Annotated in this window: 16 protein-coding genes; 3 read left to right on the plus strand and 13 right to left on the minus strand. The window is 60.5% G+C overall.

Going from position 1 to position 16725, the window contains the following annotated elements:
- Nucleotides 1–76 precede the first annotated feature (76 nt).
- Nucleotides 77–1201, plus strand: a complete 1125-nt coding sequence (gene dnaJ / locus ACO9S2_RS12220) for a molecular chaperone DnaJ (protein ID WP_423722599.1) — start codon at nt 77–79, stop codon at nt 1199–1201.
- A gap of 40 nt (nt 1202–1241) precedes the next feature.
- Nucleotides 1242–1982 carry a 16S rRNA (uracil(1498)-N(3))-methyltransferase gene (locus tag ACO9S2_RS12225; RefSeq protein WP_423722600.1) on the plus strand — a complete coding sequence of 247 codons (741 nt, stop codon included), beginning with the start codon at nt 1242–1244 and terminating at the stop codon, nt 1980–1982.
- A 7-nt stretch (nt 1983–1989) separates the two neighbouring features.
- Here the strand turns inward: ACO9S2_RS12225 and ACO9S2_RS12230 are convergent, their stop codons facing one another.
- The 3 genes from ACO9S2_RS12230 to ACO9S2_RS12240 form a co-directional block, all read right to left on the minus strand.
- Nucleotides 1990–2976 carry a WD40/YVTN/BNR-like repeat-containing protein gene (locus ACO9S2_RS12230; protein WP_423722602.1) on the minus strand — a complete coding sequence of 329 codons (987 nt, stop codon included), beginning with the start codon at nt 2974–2976 and terminating at the stop codon, nt 1990–1992.
- A gap of 208 nt (nt 2977–3184) precedes the next feature.
- A complete protein-coding gene (locus ACO9S2_RS12235) occupies nt 3185–4891 on the minus strand; it encodes an IPT/TIG domain-containing protein (RefSeq protein ID WP_423722604.1) in 1707 nt (568 codons plus the stop codon).
- A 246-nt stretch (nt 4892–5137) separates the two neighbouring features.
- Nucleotides 5138–5908 carry an SUMF1/EgtB/PvdO family nonheme iron enzyme gene (locus tag ACO9S2_RS12240; protein ID WP_423722606.1) on the minus strand — a complete coding sequence of 257 codons (771 nt, stop codon included), beginning with the start codon at nt 5906–5908 and terminating at the stop codon, nt 5138–5140.
- On the opposite strand from ACO9S2_RS12240, the gene ACO9S2_RS12245 reads away from it, so the two are divergent.
- Nucleotides 5907–6101 carry a hypothetical protein gene (locus ACO9S2_RS12245; RefSeq protein WP_423722607.1) on the plus strand — a complete coding sequence of 65 codons (195 nt, stop codon included), beginning with the start codon at nt 5907–5909 and terminating at the stop codon, nt 6099–6101. The two genes, ACO9S2_RS12240 and ACO9S2_RS12245, sit on opposite strands and share 2 nt — an antisense overlap.
- 66 nt (nt 6102–6167) lie before the next feature.
- On the opposite strand, the gene ACO9S2_RS12250 is transcribed toward ACO9S2_RS12245, so the two are convergent.
- The 10 genes from ACO9S2_RS12250 to ruvX form a co-directional block, all read right to left on the minus strand.
- The gene (locus ACO9S2_RS12250; RefSeq protein WP_423722609.1) at nt 6168–7148 is read right to left on the minus strand and encodes a transporter; all 981 of its coding nucleotides are present in this window, start codon (nt 7146–7148) and stop codon (nt 6168–6170) included.
- Between the two features lie 64 nt (nt 7149–7212).
- Nucleotides 7213–9060, minus strand: coding sequence for an arylsulfatase (locus tag ACO9S2_RS12255; protein WP_423722610.1), 1848 nt, complete (start codon nt 9058–9060; stop codon nt 7213–7215).
- 26 nt (nt 9061–9086) lie between these two features.
- Nucleotides 9087–10064, minus strand: a complete 978-nt coding sequence (locus tag ACO9S2_RS12260) for an MBL fold metallo-hydrolase (RefSeq protein ID WP_423722611.1) — start codon at nt 10062–10064, stop codon at nt 9087–9089.
- 115 nt (nt 10065–10179) lie between these two features.
- Nucleotides 10180–11640 carry a patatin-like phospholipase family protein gene (locus tag ACO9S2_RS12265; RefSeq protein WP_423722613.1) on the minus strand — a complete coding sequence of 487 codons (1461 nt, stop codon included), beginning with the start codon at nt 11638–11640 and terminating at the stop codon, nt 10180–10182.
- 824 nt (nt 11641–12464) lie between these two features.
- The gene (locus ACO9S2_RS12270) at nt 12465–12926 is read right to left on the minus strand and encodes a RidA family protein (protein WP_423722614.1); all 462 of its coding nucleotides are present in this window, start codon (nt 12924–12926) and stop codon (nt 12465–12467) included.
- 10 nt (nt 12927–12936) lie between these two features.
- Nucleotides 12937–14094 (minus strand): phosphopentomutase, encoded by a 1158-nt coding sequence (locus tag ACO9S2_RS12275; RefSeq protein ID WP_423722615.1) that lies wholly within the window; start codon nt 14092–14094, stop codon nt 12937–12939.
- A gap of 80 nt (nt 14095–14174) precedes the next feature.
- On the minus strand, nt 14175–14489 hold the full coding sequence (locus ACO9S2_RS12280) for a PilZ domain-containing protein (RefSeq protein WP_423722617.1): 315 nt from the start codon (nt 14487–14489) through the stop codon (nt 14175–14177).
- Between the two features lie 11 nt (nt 14490–14500).
- Nucleotides 14501–15172, minus strand: a complete 672-nt coding sequence (gene deoC, locus ACO9S2_RS12285) for a deoxyribose-phosphate aldolase (RefSeq protein WP_423722619.1) — start codon at nt 15170–15172, stop codon at nt 14501–14503.
- 17 nt (nt 15173–15189) lie between these two features.
- On the minus strand, nt 15190–16227 hold the full coding sequence (mltG, locus tag ACO9S2_RS12290) for an endolytic transglycosylase MltG (RefSeq protein ID WP_423723108.1): 1038 nt from the start codon (nt 16225–16227) through the stop codon (nt 15190–15192).
- The gene (gene ruvX / locus ACO9S2_RS12295; protein ID WP_423722621.1) at nt 16139–16723 is read right to left on the minus strand and encodes a Holliday junction resolvase RuvX; all 585 of its coding nucleotides are present in this window, start codon (nt 16721–16723) and stop codon (nt 16139–16141) included. Before ruvX ends, mltG begins: the two co-directional genes overlap by 89 nt.
- Nucleotides 16724–16725: the final 2 nt, after the last annotated feature.

Raw genomic sequence — 16725 nt, forward strand, 5'->3', positions numbered from 1 at the left:
TATCCATCAGGCTGACCGAGTTTCCTAACACAAGGGAACTCGGTCTTTCTGTACTTTCCTGAGAGCACAGGCATCCGTGGCAAAACGAGACTACTACGATATTCTCGGCGTCGAAAAGACCGTTTCCGACGAGGAACTGAAGAAGGCCTATCGGAAACTGGCCCGCCAGCACCATCCTGACCTGCACACCGGCGATCACCAGAAAAAAACCGCCGAAGAGAAATTCAAAGAGATCAACGAGGCTTACGAAACCCTCAGCGACCAGGAAAAGCGCAAACGCTACGACATGTTCGGCCATGCCGGCGCGCAGCAAGGCGCGGGATTCGAGGGCTTCGGCGGGTTCGGAGGGCAAGGCGGAGGATTCGGCGATGTCTTCAACGACATCTTCGAAGACTTCTTCGGCGGCCAGCGTGGCGGAGGACGGGCCGAACGCGGGAACGACCTGCAATATAATCTCGAGCTGAGCTTTGAAGAGGCGGTCTACGGGAAAGAAGCCAAGCTGAAGATTCCCCGCTGGGAAACCTGCGGCGACTGCAAAGGAACGGGCGCCAAGTCCGCGGCCTCGATCAAGACCTGCCCGAGCTGCAAAGGCGCCGGCCAACTCCGGTTCCAACAAGGATTTTTCAGTGTCAGCCGCCCCTGCGGCCAGTGCGACGGCGCCGGCCAGGTCGTCACAGAGCCCTGCCCCGCCTGTCAGGGCCGGCAACGGGTGTATAAAGAACGGACGATTGCCGTTCATATTCCCGCCGGGATCGAGACCGGCATGCGGCTCCGCCTTTCCAATGAAGGCGAGCATGGCGCCAACAACGGTCCCCCGGGAGATCTCTACGTCGCGATCACGGTAAAACCCCATCCCGTTTTCCAGCGCAAAGGCGTGGATATCCTCTGCGATGTCCCGGTCAATTTCATTACCGCCACGCTGGGGGGAAAGATCGAAGTTCCCACACTCAAGGGCGATACCGTCATCAAGATTCCGCCTGGAACCCAGCACGATAAGATCATGCGCCTGAAGGGGCTCGGAATACCCAGCCTCAAAGGAAACCAGACCGGCGATCAGCTCTATGTCATCAAGGTCCAGATCCCGACCAAGCTCACGGCGCGCCAGAAAGAGCTCCTGACAGAATTTGCGAAGGAAAGCGGCATGGTCATGGAGGCCGACGGGGATGGATTCTTCGATAAGATGAAGACCTTTTTCGAATAGCCTCCCTCGCCAAACCCTGTCTCCAGGCGGCTACGCTCCCATGCCGATCTTCTTTCTCCCCGCTCACGCCATCACCCCGCCGTCGATCACCGTGCCCCGGGACCTGTTGGCGCATCTGCGCGACAGCCTGCGCGTCGAAGCGGGTGATGAAATCATCTTCGCCGACGGCCAGGGTACGCGCTATCGCACAGAGATCACACACAGTTCCAAACAGGGCCTCACCGGGCGGATTCTTGACACTTTCCATGAACCAGCCGGGCAGGCTCCAGCCGTGATTCTTGGACAAGCCCTCCTCAAGGGCGAAAAGATGGATTGGGTGATTCAGAAAGCTACCGAACTGGGCGTGAGCCGGATCGTCCCGCTCCAGAGCAGAAATACGATCGTCCAGCTCAGACCGGAACGCGTCGAGGCACAACTGGCCCGCTGGCAGCGCATCGCGCTCGAAGCGGCGCAGCAATCAGAACAATGGCGGGTGCCGGCAATTGCTCACCCGCAACCGATGATGGAATTCTGCACAGGCCCATCCGCTGAATCCGTCCGTCTCCTGCTGGCCGAACGGCGTGACGGTCAGAGTTTGCGTACCGTACCGCTGCCTACGTCAGCGAATGCCTCGATCGTGGCGCTGGTAGGTCCCGAGGGTGGATGGACAGCCGAAGAAATGGGACTTGCAGAACGATCCGGCTGGCTGGCGGTCACACTTGGTCAAAAAATTCTCAGAGCCGAAACCGCTGCGATTGTCACAGTGGGAATTCTGCAGCACCGGGTAGGAGAACTGGGATAACTCTTTCCTAGCGGCTGGCTTCGAGGTGCACGATCGTTCCGCCTTCGCCGCTTGCCCAGCCGTGGTTGGCATCAGCGAACGTCAGCCCGAATAAAGAGGCTGTCGTCACCGGCTTGCCTTCACTCCAGGTGAAGCCGGCATCAGTCGTCCGATACAACATGCCGCGCTCGCCAACAATCCAGCCTTCTTGAGGACTTGTGAAGCGAACCTTCAAGAGATCGATGACCTTTGTGCAGGTCTTGCCGCAGGGCAATGTCCGGTCGATCCACTTGGCCCCGCCGTCATTCGTCTGAAACAGAGCGCCGGCATTTCCAACCGCCCATCCCGTCGACGCATCAGTAAAGTAGACATCGAACAGCGTGACCGCCCCCTGCGTCACCTGCGGAACCCAGGTGCTTCCCCCATCCTGTGTGGACAACACGGTGCCCAACGCGCCGACGACGGTTCCCCGGCGGTCATCGAGAAAATGAACCGCATAGAGAGCCGCGCTCGTCCCGCTGGCCTGCTCTACCCAATGGGCCCCGCCGTCGGTGGTGTGCAGGATCGTCCCCCCTCCCCCGACCGCCCATCCCACCGTTGGAGACGCGAAGTAGAGTCCGTAGAGGGGCTGCTGCGTTTCCAGCGGATGACCAGTCCAACTTTCCCCGCCGTTCACCGACCGGCGGAGCGTGCCCCCGGCCCCCGTCACCCATCCGGTCTTTTGATCGATGAAAAACACTCCGGTGAGCAGCGCCGTCGTCCCGCTCGCCTGCTTCTTCCACTTCTTCCCGCCATCGGCCGTGCTGAACATAGCCCCGCCTGACCCAACCGCCCACCCGGTCTTGGCGTCCTTAAACTGCACCGCCATCAGGGTCGTGGGTGTATTGGTCTTCTGCTGACTGATGACCAGAGCCGGATCGGCAGCGCGCGCCGACAGAGAGCCACAGGCGGCCAGCACCGAGAGAATGAGGACCAACCGAAGGGCGGCTCTAGTTGAGTGGGGAGACCGTGTCATGCGTTCCTTTAGTAGGCTGCGAGAATCGAATTTCTCTCAATACGCTGCAATCACTGTGTACCTGCAGCCATGCCAGAACAGCTCACAGGATGCTCAAAACGTCCGTTCAGCAAGGCCGCAGCGAGTGAAGAGGCGAGGCGTACTAAGCCCGTACGTTGAGCCTCTAAGCGATGCGAGAACGCCGCTGGCGGACGTTTTCAGCATCCTACTATTGGCTCGTGCTGGCATCAGGCCGATTATTCTTCCAGTAGCTGTCGTCCGGCAGTCCCTTCGCCTCGATAGTGAATTGCCCCGCTTCCAGCGTCAGCCACTGCTTGGGCGAACAGCAGGTGCCGTCGGGCAACACATCCCACGAGCCTCGCCGAACCACGAGCGGCCCGGTCGCCAGGTCGTCGAAAAACGCCCCGCGTTTGCCGATGCCGTAGAGGTTGCGATGGGGCACTTTCACGACGATCTCGGTATCGGTCCAGGATTGCACCAGCGCCGCCGCGCCATTGAACAAGACTTCCGTGCGCGACACATTGGAGACCACGGTGCTGCCGGAATCCGGCTCGTTGATCTCCACATCCAGCCGTCGCTTGTAGGCCTTCTGGCTCAAACCCAACTCCGTATGTTCCGCCGTCTTCAGGAATGTCCCGAACCCTTTACCTTTGATCGTCACGAGCGCATCCAGGCCCGCCGACTTCGGATCGTAGGACTCAATCACCGGCGTCACCAGCGTAAACTCACCGGCTTCCGTCATCACCTCACCGCGTTCCTCACAACAAGACCCGTCCGCCTTGGGCTTCGAGGCGCTCCGATAGATCCGCACCGGTCCGCTCTTCGCGCTGAACGGCACCCAGACATCGATCCGGTCGTCGTGCCAGCGGTAGATCACCGCCTGCACCCCGCCGATTTCGACGCGGTTGTCCCCTTTATTGAAATCCATGAAGCTGTAGGGCGTCGCCCCGCTTTCAGAGTAGAACCCGAAATGTTCGCCGTGAATCTTCAACAACGTCCCGATCGGCGCGCTCGTCGGAGTGATCGACGCGGCTTTCGGGACATGGACGGTAAAGGTGCCGAGCGCGCGCTGCCGGCCTTGATTCTTGAGCACCAGCGGCCCCGTCTCGGCCCCGAGCGGCACGTGCACCACGATCACATCGTCTTTCCATTGCGCCACGGTCGCCGGACTGCCGCCGATCAACACCGCATCGTCCGGGCCCTTCGTGGCGCCGAAGCCCTGGCCGAACAGCACGACTTTCGTCCCGGCCGGGCCGCTCATCGGATCGACGCGCACACTCGGAACCAACGCCAGCGACACCGCATTGCTCTTCACATATTCCACCGGCGCGCAGCAGGACCCGTCCGGCAGGGGATCGGAAGAAGCCAGTCGCACCACCACATCGCCGGAAACGGCATTGGTCGGAATCTCCACTTCGATCTTGTCGTCTTTCCAGCGCCGGGGCCGCACGACCACTCCACCGATCACCACGTCGTTCACCCCGAACATGGTGTTCGGATCGCGCGCGCCGGCCGTGGCGCCGAAGTGCTGACCGGTAATGGTGAGCAACGTCCCGCGCTCCGCCTCTGTCGGGGTGATCGCATCGATCTTCGGAGCCACCACCGTAAAAGTACCGGCTGCCAGTTTTTTCTTCCCGACGAACACCTCCACCGGCCCGGTCGTCGCTTTCATCGGCACCTTGACCTCGACCAAGTCGGACTCCCACCGCTGAATCAACGCGGGCAGGCCTGCGAAGGTCACCTTATTGAACTGGACGGACTTAAAACTCCCGAGGCCCTTGCCGCTCAACACCACGGTCGCTCCCGGCGTCGCCGTCGTGGGAGTGACCTCAATGGCAGATTGGCCGGCATATGATGGATTAGGAAGCAGGGCTCCGAAAGCCGCCGCCGCGATGATGACTCGTAGAAGCGTCATGGCACCTCTCCTCAAGGCCTGCGTGATGAATCACGCGATCAGGTTCAGAGTCGGCAAAGAATGGTCTTCTAAAGAAACTTCCCTGCACGTGGCACGAGAACCCCACGCACCGGATTCAGGAGGGAGCAACCGGGGTACAACGTGAAGCGAGGGACGGTCGGACTATAACAAGCAGATTTTTCGAGTGTCAAGGCGAACGACGGCTGCTTCCGCGGAACTCGTGTCTATTACTACCTCCCTCTTGCCTCATACTATCAAGGGGGTATTCCCAGACTCAGTTGGAGCAGCTGGGAAGGTAGGATGAGTTACTTGCAGCAAACCATCACGGCAGTGATTCGACCCGGGGAGGAGTCCGGGTACGTGGCTGAATGTCTTGAAATTGCGGTTGTCACACAGGGACGGCCGCTGGATGAAACCGTCAAGTACCTGCAAGAAGCGACAGCGCTCCATCTGGAGGGCGAAAATCTCGCAGCGTTCGGCCTGCGCATCTTCATACGCGATGTGGACCACAGGATAGTTCCCACGGTCCTTGATCGTGCTCTTGTGGCCTTCCGGGCGTCGCCAATTTGCCCCGTCGACGTAGGACCACCATTGGAAGTAATCGTTCAATTTCACCGGATGATCGGGCGGCGAGAAGACGACGGACCCGGCCACGAGATTGTCCGGCGGCGCGCCGGGAAAATCCTCCGCTCGCGGCGTCCGCTCGGCGACCGTCACATACTTGGTGGCCGTCACGAACTTCTCGAACTCGTCATTCGTGACTTCCGTCTTGTCCATCCAGAATCCGTCCAGGGATATCCGATGCCACGGCTGCGCGTCCGGAAACTCCTCCGCCCCCATCCAGAACTCCCCGCCGGGAATCCAGACCATGCCTTCCGGTGCAGGCCCGGGTGGAGGCTGAACCTTCGTGCCTGGCGAGTTGCTGACAGATTGGGCTGTGTGGACAGTTGCCGCAACCGGTTGGACGGTGGCAGGGGCTACGGCGCCTCGACCGGCCTTCGCAGCAGATACGCCCATGTCGCAGGTCATTCCGGACACTGGCGATGGGGTGACCAACGGGGAGGTCTTACCGGAGCTGTACCACCAGGCACCCAGCAGGAGACCGGCGCATAACGCCGATCCGAGTATGATGACGACCGCACGCGGCGTGTTCGTTGCCGGACGCTGTCTCTGGACCACAGTGGCGTTCTCCCATCAGGTCAATAGGTGAATATCGACTTCGGCGACAGCCCGCCATCTGAACGCCTCACATCTGTCCGGTCTTGAAAAAACCGCCCTACCCCTCGCCCTTCAACCGTCGCGAGCCTTCAAGGATTTTGTGCCACCCGTACACGAGTGAGACCATGAAGCTGTCCATGCGAAGGTCCCCGGGAGCATTGTCATTAATCGTTGACTTATAGCCGAAGGTGAGGTTGAGGTTATCGTTAAGATGATATCCGAGCGTAATTCCGGCACCGAAGTTGTTGAGCGTCTTTCCCTGGACGCCGTTGATGCTGGCCTGGCCGCCGCTGTAATAGGCCGCATCGAGCGATCCCCAGAAGCGCTCGGTGAAGTCGCGCGTCAGGTGCGCGTCCAGCTGGAACATCGGCTCGCTCTTCAAGGTCTGCCCGACATAATTGTTGTTCGTTCCCAAGATCCAGACGGCAGGCAGAAGTTCCACGGTCGTGCGTCGGCCAGGCACCCACGGGCCGATCTGCCAGATGACGGGCATGCCCACGCGCCCGTACCAGCGATTCTGCCCGAGATTCAAAGGCTGGCTGCTGTTGTACTCACCGATCGGCACCGCCAGGTCGGCAAGCAGATCGATGGACAATCCCGGCTCATAGCGCAGCATGTCGGGGATGTTCTTCTGCGCCCGCGGACCGAACAGATTGATATCGAATTCGAGCATCGGGTCGCCGAACCCGTTCGTTGACTGACTGTACGTCCTGCCGGCTACGGTGACATCGCCCGAGATCCGTCCCATGGGCAGGATGATCGCGGCCATGGCCGAGCGATCGAACAGAGAAAAGGTATGCGCATACCCCGTCAGGGCCATCAATCCGTCGACTTTCCCTCCCGGCGTCACAGTATGCGCGCGGTCGAACGGGTTCGAGTTGCCGCTCATCGATGTGACAATGAGCGGCACCGCATCCGCATCCGACAGCGTCTTCCAATAGAAGCGCGGCGGGACCTGGGCGAGAGTCTGCGGCGGGCATAGTGCGCTCATGATGAGCATCGTGGTCACGACCAACGCCAAGCACAATACCGGTTTCATCGGACCCCCTTCGTGTTGTAAGAGACTGCCGTCCCTCTTGATGAATGCCCGGATGGCCCACCGCTCACGGTTTGGGATCTGCCATCATCTCCTTGGGCGGCACGAACTGGCGCTTGTAGAGCAGCGGCGGGTATCCAGCCTCCACCGGGTAACGGTCCGGCAATTTCTTCGTCATACCTTCCCAAAGAACGCGATTGGGCAGGATAACATCGTATTCCCTGACGTATTCGTCCCAGTGCGCCAGCAACTCCTTGACCTTGTCCGGATGCTTGGCGGCAAGGTCATGGCGTTCCGCCACGTCCTCGGCCAGGTTGAACAGTTCCCACTCTTCTGTGCCGTAGGGCTTGTATTCCCAACGCAATTTCCAGTCGCCCTGGCGAACGGCGCGGTTGCCGAACACTTCCCAGGCCATGTAATCCCTGTCCGAGCGGGGCGAGTCCTGCTTGCCGGCAAGAACGTCGGCCCAGGACTTGCCAATCAGCGGAGGCGCCTTTTCGCCGTTGATGGTTGCGGGGTAGTGGGCGCCGGCCACCTCCAGCAGGGTCGGCATGATATCGGCCACATGCAGGTAGCCGGCGGTGTTGATGCTGCCTCGGGGACGTTGGACAATGGGGCCGCTGACGATCAGCGCGTTGCGGATGCCGCCCTCGGCGGCGAGGCCCTTGTACTGGCTGAAGGGCGTCATGGAAACCTGGGCCCACATCGGGCCGTAACCGACATACGAGTGCGGATCGCCCCAGGCATTGGGATGATTTTGCGACCACATCACCGATGCCCAGAGGAAGTTCTTGGTGCCGGGGGTGCCCGCGATCATGGCGAACAGATCGGTTCCCTCCGCGCCGTTATCGCCAAATACAATAAAGATCGTATTGTCGTATTCGCCGATTTTCTTCAAATGATCGATCAACCGCCCCACATGGTGGTCCATGTTTTCCACCATACCGGCATAGAGTTCCATTTTCTTGCCCAGTACGTATTGCGCGGCCGGCGCCAGCACGATCGGATCGGGCAGAAACCACATGCGTTCAGAGAGTTCGGTATCCGGCGGCATGATGCCCATTTCCTTTTGGCGATTGAGCCGCTCGTTGCGCACGGCGTCCCATCCCTTGTCGTATTCTCTGTCGTGCCGGTTGCGCCAGTCGCGTGGCAGGTGATACGGATCGTGGGGCGCCTGGTGCGCCACGTAGGCAAAGAACGGTTTGCCGTCGCCACGGTTGGCGTCGATGAAATTGATAAGCTTGTCCGTGTAGGTCTTCGTGGCGTAATAGTCCTCGGGAAGTCTGGTCAGGTATTTTCCGTCTTCCGTGTACGTGGATTTGGGCGTGTCGGCGGTAAAACTCCACATATCCCAATAACTGCCCCCGCCGTCGAGCAGGGAGAAGTCACGCTCGAAACCGCGCGCGGCGGGAATAAGATCCGGCGCCTTGCCCAGATGCCATTTGCCGACCATATAGGTGTGATAGCCGCTATCCTTGAGTAATTGAGGAAGCGTGGTCACGCGATGGTTCAAGTGGCCTTCATAGCCCGGCTTGTCCATCTGGTTCGGGGCCGTCCATTCATCCATGCTGCCCAGACCGTTGATATGCGTGGCCGTGCCGCTCAGCAACATCGAGCGCGTCGGCGAACAACTGGCATGCGTGTAGAACTGGGTAAAGCGAACCCCTTCTTTGGCGAGCGAATCCATGTTCGGGGTCCTGATCTCGCCGCCGAACGAGCCCATGTCGGCGAAGCCCATATCATCGCCGAGGATGATGACTATGTTCGGCCGGCGGGGTGCGTCCGCGGCGGACGCGATGGCGGGCGCGGCAAGCGACGCCACCATGCCGGCGATGCCCAGCATGCTCACCAACCGGCTCAGGTTGCCCGGCTTCCAGACGATCGTGGACTTCAAACCTTGCAGCACGTTCTCCATTGTTGGCTCCCTTCTCCCGCGGCTCATCAGAACTCTGCCTCGATTCCTCGCGCCTTCGCCACTTGGTAGATAGCATCGAAGGTGGCGGCCTGGTCCCAGGGCGCGTCAGGAGGTTCGTTGCGGAATTCACGATACGCCCGTTCGACGTTCATGAACAGCCGCGCCGGGGCACGCCACTCACTGGAAGGACCAAGCTCGATCCGCTTGGCGGCATCCAGCGAAGTGAGTCCGGCATCGAAGCATTTCTTCGACTCATCACGAATGTACTGGAGGTACGCTTTCATCTCAATGGCCCCCTCGACTCCGCAGAGCGGACCGTGACCGGGGACGATGACTTTCGGGTTCAGTTGCACGATCAGGTCGAGGCACTGGAACCACTTCTCGTATGATCCCGTCCAGCCGATCGGCGCACATTGCCGGAACAGCACGTCGCCGGCGAACACCACGCGCTCCTTGGGTACATGGATGATCGTGTCCCCGACCTGATGACACGGCCCGACGTAGATTACATGGACCTCTGTGCCGTCGAGGTTCAGCTCGTAGCCGGTGTCGAACAAGGTCGTCGGGAGCACGAGTTCAATCCCGTCAAAGTTATAATCCTCCAGCAATTGCCGCCCCGCGGCCACGATGCCGGGGTGGAGGGTCTTGAGGACGAGGCGTGTGAGGAAATGCCCGACGCCGTGCAGCAGTTTCTGACTCTCCTTCGGATCGGCGACATGCTTCATCCGCTCCGGAACCGACCGGTGGGCGATGATCTCCGCGCCCTGGAAGAGCTGATTGCCCCAGACATGGTCCGCATCTTCATGCGTGTTGATCACGCGCCGCGGCATGGCGGGCCACACCCGGCTGAAGAGTTCGATCATCTGCCGTGCATGAGCCAAGTCCGACTGCGTGTCGATCAGAACACCCCCGGCCAGGTTGATGAGGCCGGAGTTGGCGTCGCACACGCGGTTCTTCTCGTTCAGGACCGCAAAGCAGTGGTCGCTGACCTGCTTCATCTCCATCGGTTCAGACTCCTTATAGAGCTGGTTGCTTCACGAACCCCGCGACCATGCCGCCGATGACCAGCGGCCTCTCCGACCGTTTCAGGAAACCGGCCCCATGCATGAGACACACAGTCTACTGAAGCGGCTGCTCCAAAAACTTCTGAATTTCTGCTTTCTTTGCCTCGACCAGCTTCGCCGCCGCGGTGGTCACCAAATCACGATCGCAATGGGACTCGATCCACAGCCTGGTGACGATGCTTGAGAGCCGTTGTTTGACCATCGGTGGGGAGACGAGTTCAACACCCTCTTTCCGGCAGGATTCCGGCAGATCGCTCAAATCCTCCTTCCACTCCGCATCAATGTGCCTCAAGTGGAGGAATTTGAATCGTTTCTCGTCAGGGAACACCCCCTGCTCCACCATGATGCGGGCCAGAATCAGACGGTAGGCCAACGCCCGTTCCTCCATGATCCCGGGTATCCGGCCATAATCATAGTTGAACAGCGTAAATCCTTCCGGAAAGTGATTCAGTCGTTCGTTTCCCACCGAAAATGGGAATGAACTGTCAAATGCGATGACGAGCGCTCGACGGGTAGGGTTCTCCTGCAGTTGTTTCATCACAGCCATAAAGAGCGACTCGATCCCCATATTGTCGGACAAGCCACCGTCCCCCGCGTGATAATATTGTTCCTCTCCTTCAACCTTGAAGGTATTGGGGCCGATGATCGGTGGGAACGACATGGACGTGGCCACCGCTGCTGCCAATTTAATGGGGCACAAATCCAGGTCCAGCGCCTGCGGGGTCACGGACTGCAAGGACGTCCATTTCGTCCTTATCAGGTCTTCGACTGCTTTCGTCCGCCCGCTCCCGCTGCCCGCTCGATGGACGTCCTCCAGCAAATCGTACTGGGCCTCCTCCTGCGGCAATGTCGTCATGAGCAGGCGACGCCCATCGTTATACAACGTGGTATTGATGAGAAGCCGGGGAATGTCCCCGCGTGCTTCCCGCTCCATCACGTCCTTAAAGCTCATGTCCTTCAAGAACTCTGCATTCAAGTATTCAGCAAGGGATCTGGCCGTCCAGGCCGGATTGAACCAGCGCAAGCGCAGGATATTGCGCCACAACAGGGGGTTTTCATAATCGTTGTCCATGGTGGTTTTGTAGGCCGCAAAAAACGTGCGGTAGTCTTCGCTGAGGTCGCCCGCGGGAGTTAAGACCGGCACCTCCCGTGGCGGCTTCTGAGAGGCAAAATAGGAGGTCGCCATGCTGCCCCCCGACACACTGGAAATCATGGACACGTCTTCTATCAATGAATGTGCCGGTGGCCCGACCGGTAGCTTTGCCAACGCTTCCAGGCCGGCCGCCCCGAACAGGGCGGCTCGACTGCCCCCTCCCGATATCGCAACCCCGATCAGCATCTCTGCCGGTTTCACGGGACGGACACAGGTAGGCTGGTCCGGTTTTGGACGGGGAAGCGTATAGACCGGGGAGGTCACGCACCCGGGAAGCCAGGCCAGGAAAAGCCCCACCGCAACCCAATTCTTCACCCGGCGTGGTATGCCACCGTTGATCAGGTGCCCTTCTCCGTTTGCCATACGCCTCCTCATTGCTTCATCTCTGTTTAGGTCTGAAGGTGAAAACCTTCTTGAACCATATCCTGCATCCCGGCTCATCCTGCGCACGAATGAGTCCGGCGGCGCGGGGGCGTTGTGTGCGGGTGACATCCATTGTCGTCTTCATGGGATGTCGAGCCCGAACGGACGTCTTCTTCGTCTTCCTCCCTGTAACGGGGCGAATCTATACTCGTCCCACAATCCTGTCAATTCGATGTGCCTCGGCCTGGGCACAGACAGTGCGATCCGGCGACAGCCGGACGGAGGGGAAGGATACCCGTCTCAGTAACAAGGGAGGCTGGCGATGCAAGGAGCGGTCACGCTGTCTCTCTATGATTTCTTTTTGGCGCTTCCGGATATCGAAGCGGGTCAGGCATCCCGCTGATCAGCCTCTTATAGCCGGTGCCTATTTCTCTCCCTCCCCGTTGTAAGGGCAGGGAAGGTGGGGGTAGAGGAGGGGCCTCCCGGGAATACTCGCGCCAATCCAAACGGGCACCCTGCTCACAGACCCGCACGAAATCCTGACGCACCTTATTTTTGAACCATCGGAAGGAGGAGGGTTTCTCCCTTTAAAATTGCGGCGGCACCAGGGGTCGATTCCAGAGTTTTTGCCCACCCTTCTTCAGGCGCTGCTGTGGCAGAACTATCCTGTTCAATCAGTTTGGATCGGCTCCTCCCCTAGCTCTGGCTCATCTGTAAGTGATCGAGAACGAAACGATGGGATACGATCAGGACCTATGGTCTCTGAGGCCGGTGGGGCTTCAAATCTCGCAGCCGCTGATGGTCGATACCCCCGGCAATCCGGGCTAGGACATCACCTGCACGATCAATTCGATTTCGACCGGGGCTTGACGGGGAAGTTCGGCGGCGCCGACGGCCACGCGGGCGTGCTTGCCTGCTTCGCCGAAAAGCGCCACGAACAGATCGGACGCGCCGTTGAGGACTTGCGGCTGGTCGGTAAAGCCGGGCGCCGAGGCGATGTGGCCGACCATCTTCACGATCCGCTTCACGTTATCCAGCGATCCGATTTCACCTTGAATGATCGCCAGCGCGTTCAGTGCCGCGACTTTGGCCGCTTCCATCCCCTGCTCAATCGACAACCCCTGTCCCAGCTTGCCGGTCATGACGAGCTGCCCGTCGCGCGACGGCAGCACCCCGGACAAAAACAAGAGGTCCCCCGCCCGGACGACCGGCACATAATTGGCCACCGGCTTCGGTGCCGCCGGCAATTCAAGGTTCAGCGCTTTCAACTTCGCATCAATCGACATCCCGTACTCCTCATCCCACACGCAGCGCGTCGAAAAAGCTCTCGCCGATAGGAAAGCGCTCCGCGCGCAACGCCTCGACGATCGTCTGGCCCAGGTCGGCGGCCGTGGCCCTGGTGCCAAGATTCACGCCCTGAGCCAGCTTGGGGCCCGTGGTCAATATCGGCACATATTCACGCGTCGGCGTCCTGGCGCCACGGGTTAAATCCCGTCCATGGTCGCTCGTCAGCACCAGCAAATCCCCCACCCGCAGGTCCTCGAATAACTCCGGCAGGCGACGGTCGAACTCCTCGAGCGCGCGCGCCGCAGCGGCCGGCTCCTCCGGGAACAAATTCATGCTCACATACAACAGACCGCGCGGCATCTTCTTCAGCATCTTGACGGTTTCCTCGAACGCCGCCGCCGCCGTGAGCGCCGGAATTGCCCTCGTGAATCCTCGTCCGGCAAACAAATCATGCGCTTTCCCGACGCCCATCACAATCTGCCCGGATCGATTCAACACATCGAGCATCGTGACGACCGGCGGCTCGGCGATAAAGTCCTGCCGGCTCGCGTCGAGCTGAAACGCCCCGGCCTCGCCGGTAAACGAGTGCGCGACAATCCGCTGCGGTCCCGCGGTGTCTTTGAACAACTTTCTGATTTCACGACAGCGTTGTTGCAGCTCGACGACCGGCAGCATCGATGGATGAGCCGCCACATGGCAGGTCCATCCGCCGTCGGTCCAGACGATGGGAGCGCCGTGCGACAGATGCTCGGCCCCATGTTCCTCGACCAGCCCCTTCAAGGACCCGGCCCGGTTGCCGATTACCTTGCGCCCGAACGCCTGTTCGAGCTGCTGGATGACGTTGAGTGGAAACCCGCATCGAAACGGAGACGCCGCGCGCGATTGGATCACGCCGCAGGTCTCCCAATATCCGGTGACCGAATCGGCGCCCTGCGAGGCAAACCCCATCCGCCCGAAGCAGCCGTTCATCTGCGTCATCGGGCGGACACCCGCGATCTGCGCCAGGTGGCCGATGCCCAGGGTCTCCAGATTCGGCAGACTCATGCCGCCGGCGGCCTCCGACAGATGCGCCAGCGTGTTGGCGTCGGCGTCGCCATAGTCGGCGGCATCGGGCAATGCGCCGATGCCGAACCCGTCAATGACCAGCAGGATGACTCGATTAATCATGCGCGCACTATAGCAAAAAGGCCCGGGAGGACAAAGATCATTCCACGTATGAGCAAGAAGAGGGTTGAGACAGGTCCCTGCTACGCAGCCTGAGAGCGGAACAGATAGCGCTCGATGCGTTTTCTCGCGGACCGTGTGATCACGCGGAACTCGAGGCCGAACTCACGCCTGGTCATCCAGCACACACGCGCCAGCTCCACGACCAGCTGATCGGGCATACCGGGAATCGTGATGGTGAGCGACGCATACCCTTCCTGCGGCACCGCCACATCGCTTTCAATCGCACAACCCCGTTCTGACAGGTTGTAGATCGTTCCGGTTCCCGCCACGTTCTCGATGACAAAAGACACCGGACAATTCACTGATAGCCGTGGAGACTGTCGTGCGTCCTGCATACATCCACCCCTTATTTCATTCCCCGGTCCTTCCACTCCCCGACGATCTTGAGGCTCGCGCTGGTGCCGATGCGGTCCGCTCCCGCTTCGAGCAGCGCCAGCGTCGTCTTCCAATCCCGGATGCCCCCCGACGCTTTCACCCTGGCCCTGCCGGCCACGGCCTGCTTCATCAACCGCACATCCTCTACCGTGGCGCCGGCGGCGCCGAATCCGGTCGACGTCTTCACGTAATCCGCCCCGGCTTCGACGACCAGGCGGCAGGCCGTCACCTTTTCCTCTTGCGTCAGATAGCAGGTTTCGAGAATGACCTTGTGCTCGACGTGCGGCGTCGCCTGCACCACTTCCGCGATGTCCTGGCGAACGTACGCCTGGTCGCCCGATTTCAACCGGCTGACGTTGATGACCATGTCCAGGACCTGAGCGCCCCGCGCCACCGCCTCAACCGCTTCCGCCACCTTGGCCTTGGTCGTATGCCCTCCGAGCGGAAAGCCGATCGGGATGCCGACCCGGATCGCCGTGCCGGCCACCGCCGCCACCGCTTCATCCACATAACAGGGCGGCACAAAGATCACGATGAATCCGTACTCTTTCGCTTCACGGCACAAGCGAAGCACATCGGCCTTCGTCGCATCCGGCTTCAACACGGTGTGATCCAGCAAGACAGGCAAATTCCATTCAGCCATGATCGAGAACACTCCTTCTAGGTTCGCGTTCGGTGCGGGCGGGAGAAAAACTGCTTCTGGTACTTCTCGACCGCTTTGTTATGCTCGTCCAGCGTCGCGGAGAACTGATGGGTGCCGTCATTCCTGGACACGAAATACAGATACCGGGACGCCGCCGGGTAGAGCGTGGCCCTGATCGACTCCGCGCCGGGACTGGCGATCGGACCGGGCGGAAGCCCGGCCCAGCGATAGGTGTTATAGGGACTGGGATTCGACAGATCCTTCTTATGCAGATTGCCGTCGAAATTCGGCAAACCATAGATAACCGTGGGATCGCTCTGCAAGGGAATCCGTTTCTTCAGCCGGTTGTGAAAGACCGACGAGATCTGCGGCCGTTCGTCGCCCGCCCCCGTCTCCTTCTCGATCACCGAGGCAAGCGTGAGCACCTCGTGCTTCGTCAGATGAATATCATTCGCCCGGGCCTGCCATTCCGCGTTAAAGACCTGGTTGAGCTGCTCAACCATCGTCCGGATCACATCCCTGGCCGCCGCGGGTCTGGGAAACCGGTAGGTATCCGGATACAGATACCCTTCCAGCGTCTCGGCCGCAATACCCAGAGTCTTGACGAACGCCTTCTCTTGCGCCAGCCGAAGAAACTCCGCCCGATCCGTGATCTGTTGCCGGGCCAGCACGTCGGCAATCTGCGCCATCGTGTAGCCCTCGGGAATCGTCACGGAATGGAGCACAACGCGACCGGCAATGAGCTTGGCCAGAATATCCGCCGGCGCCATCGCCGGGTTCAACTCATATTCGCCCGGACGGATCTTGCGATCCGCCTCCTGGGCCTTGCCGAGCAGCACGAAGGCCGCCCGGCTCTTGATGAGCCGCTCCCGTTCCAACAGGGCTGCCACCTTCTGGAAGGTCGCGCCTTCTGGAATCACGACGACTTGCGAGGGGGGATGTTCGGCTTCGGAAACGACCGGGGCCTCAGCCCATTTCATCATCATCCGATACCCGACCAGGCCGGCGAGTGCGACGGCGAGGACGAGTACGATCAGAGTCGCGCGAAAGGTCATAGGAGCGATCGACTGGTTCGTGGTGTGGATCACCGGGCTCATTGCCTTCTCCGGTCTCGGCAGCCCTGTTCTGAACCGGCGGCGCCTGGGCCTCCAGATAACTCTGCAAGAGGAACGCGGCGGCAATGCGATCGACGGTGCCTTTGCGCTTCTTGCGGCTGACATCGGCGGCGATGAGCAGCTCTTCCGCCTCCACCGTCGTCAGCCGTTCGTCCCAGGTCACCACCGGAACCGGGAGCGCCTCGGCCAGGGGGGCCAGAAACTGATGGACCGCCTGCACCGCCGGCCCTTCTTCGCCGCCTAACCGCAGGGGGAGCCCGAGCACCACCCGTCCCACCTCGTGCGTCCGCACCAGATCCTGAATGTGGGCAATGTCCTGATCCAGCGTGCGCCGCTCGTAGGTTTCCAGCGGCTGCGCGGTCCAGCCCATTTCATCGCTCAACGCCACGCCGATCCGTTTGGTGCCGTAATCCAGTGCCAGAATGCGGCGTGGCATCA

It is taken from the genome of Nitrospira sp. NS4 (assembly GCF_049546785.1).
Lineage (GTDB): Bacteria > Nitrospirota > Nitrospiria > Nitrospirales > Nitrospiraceae > Nitrospira_D.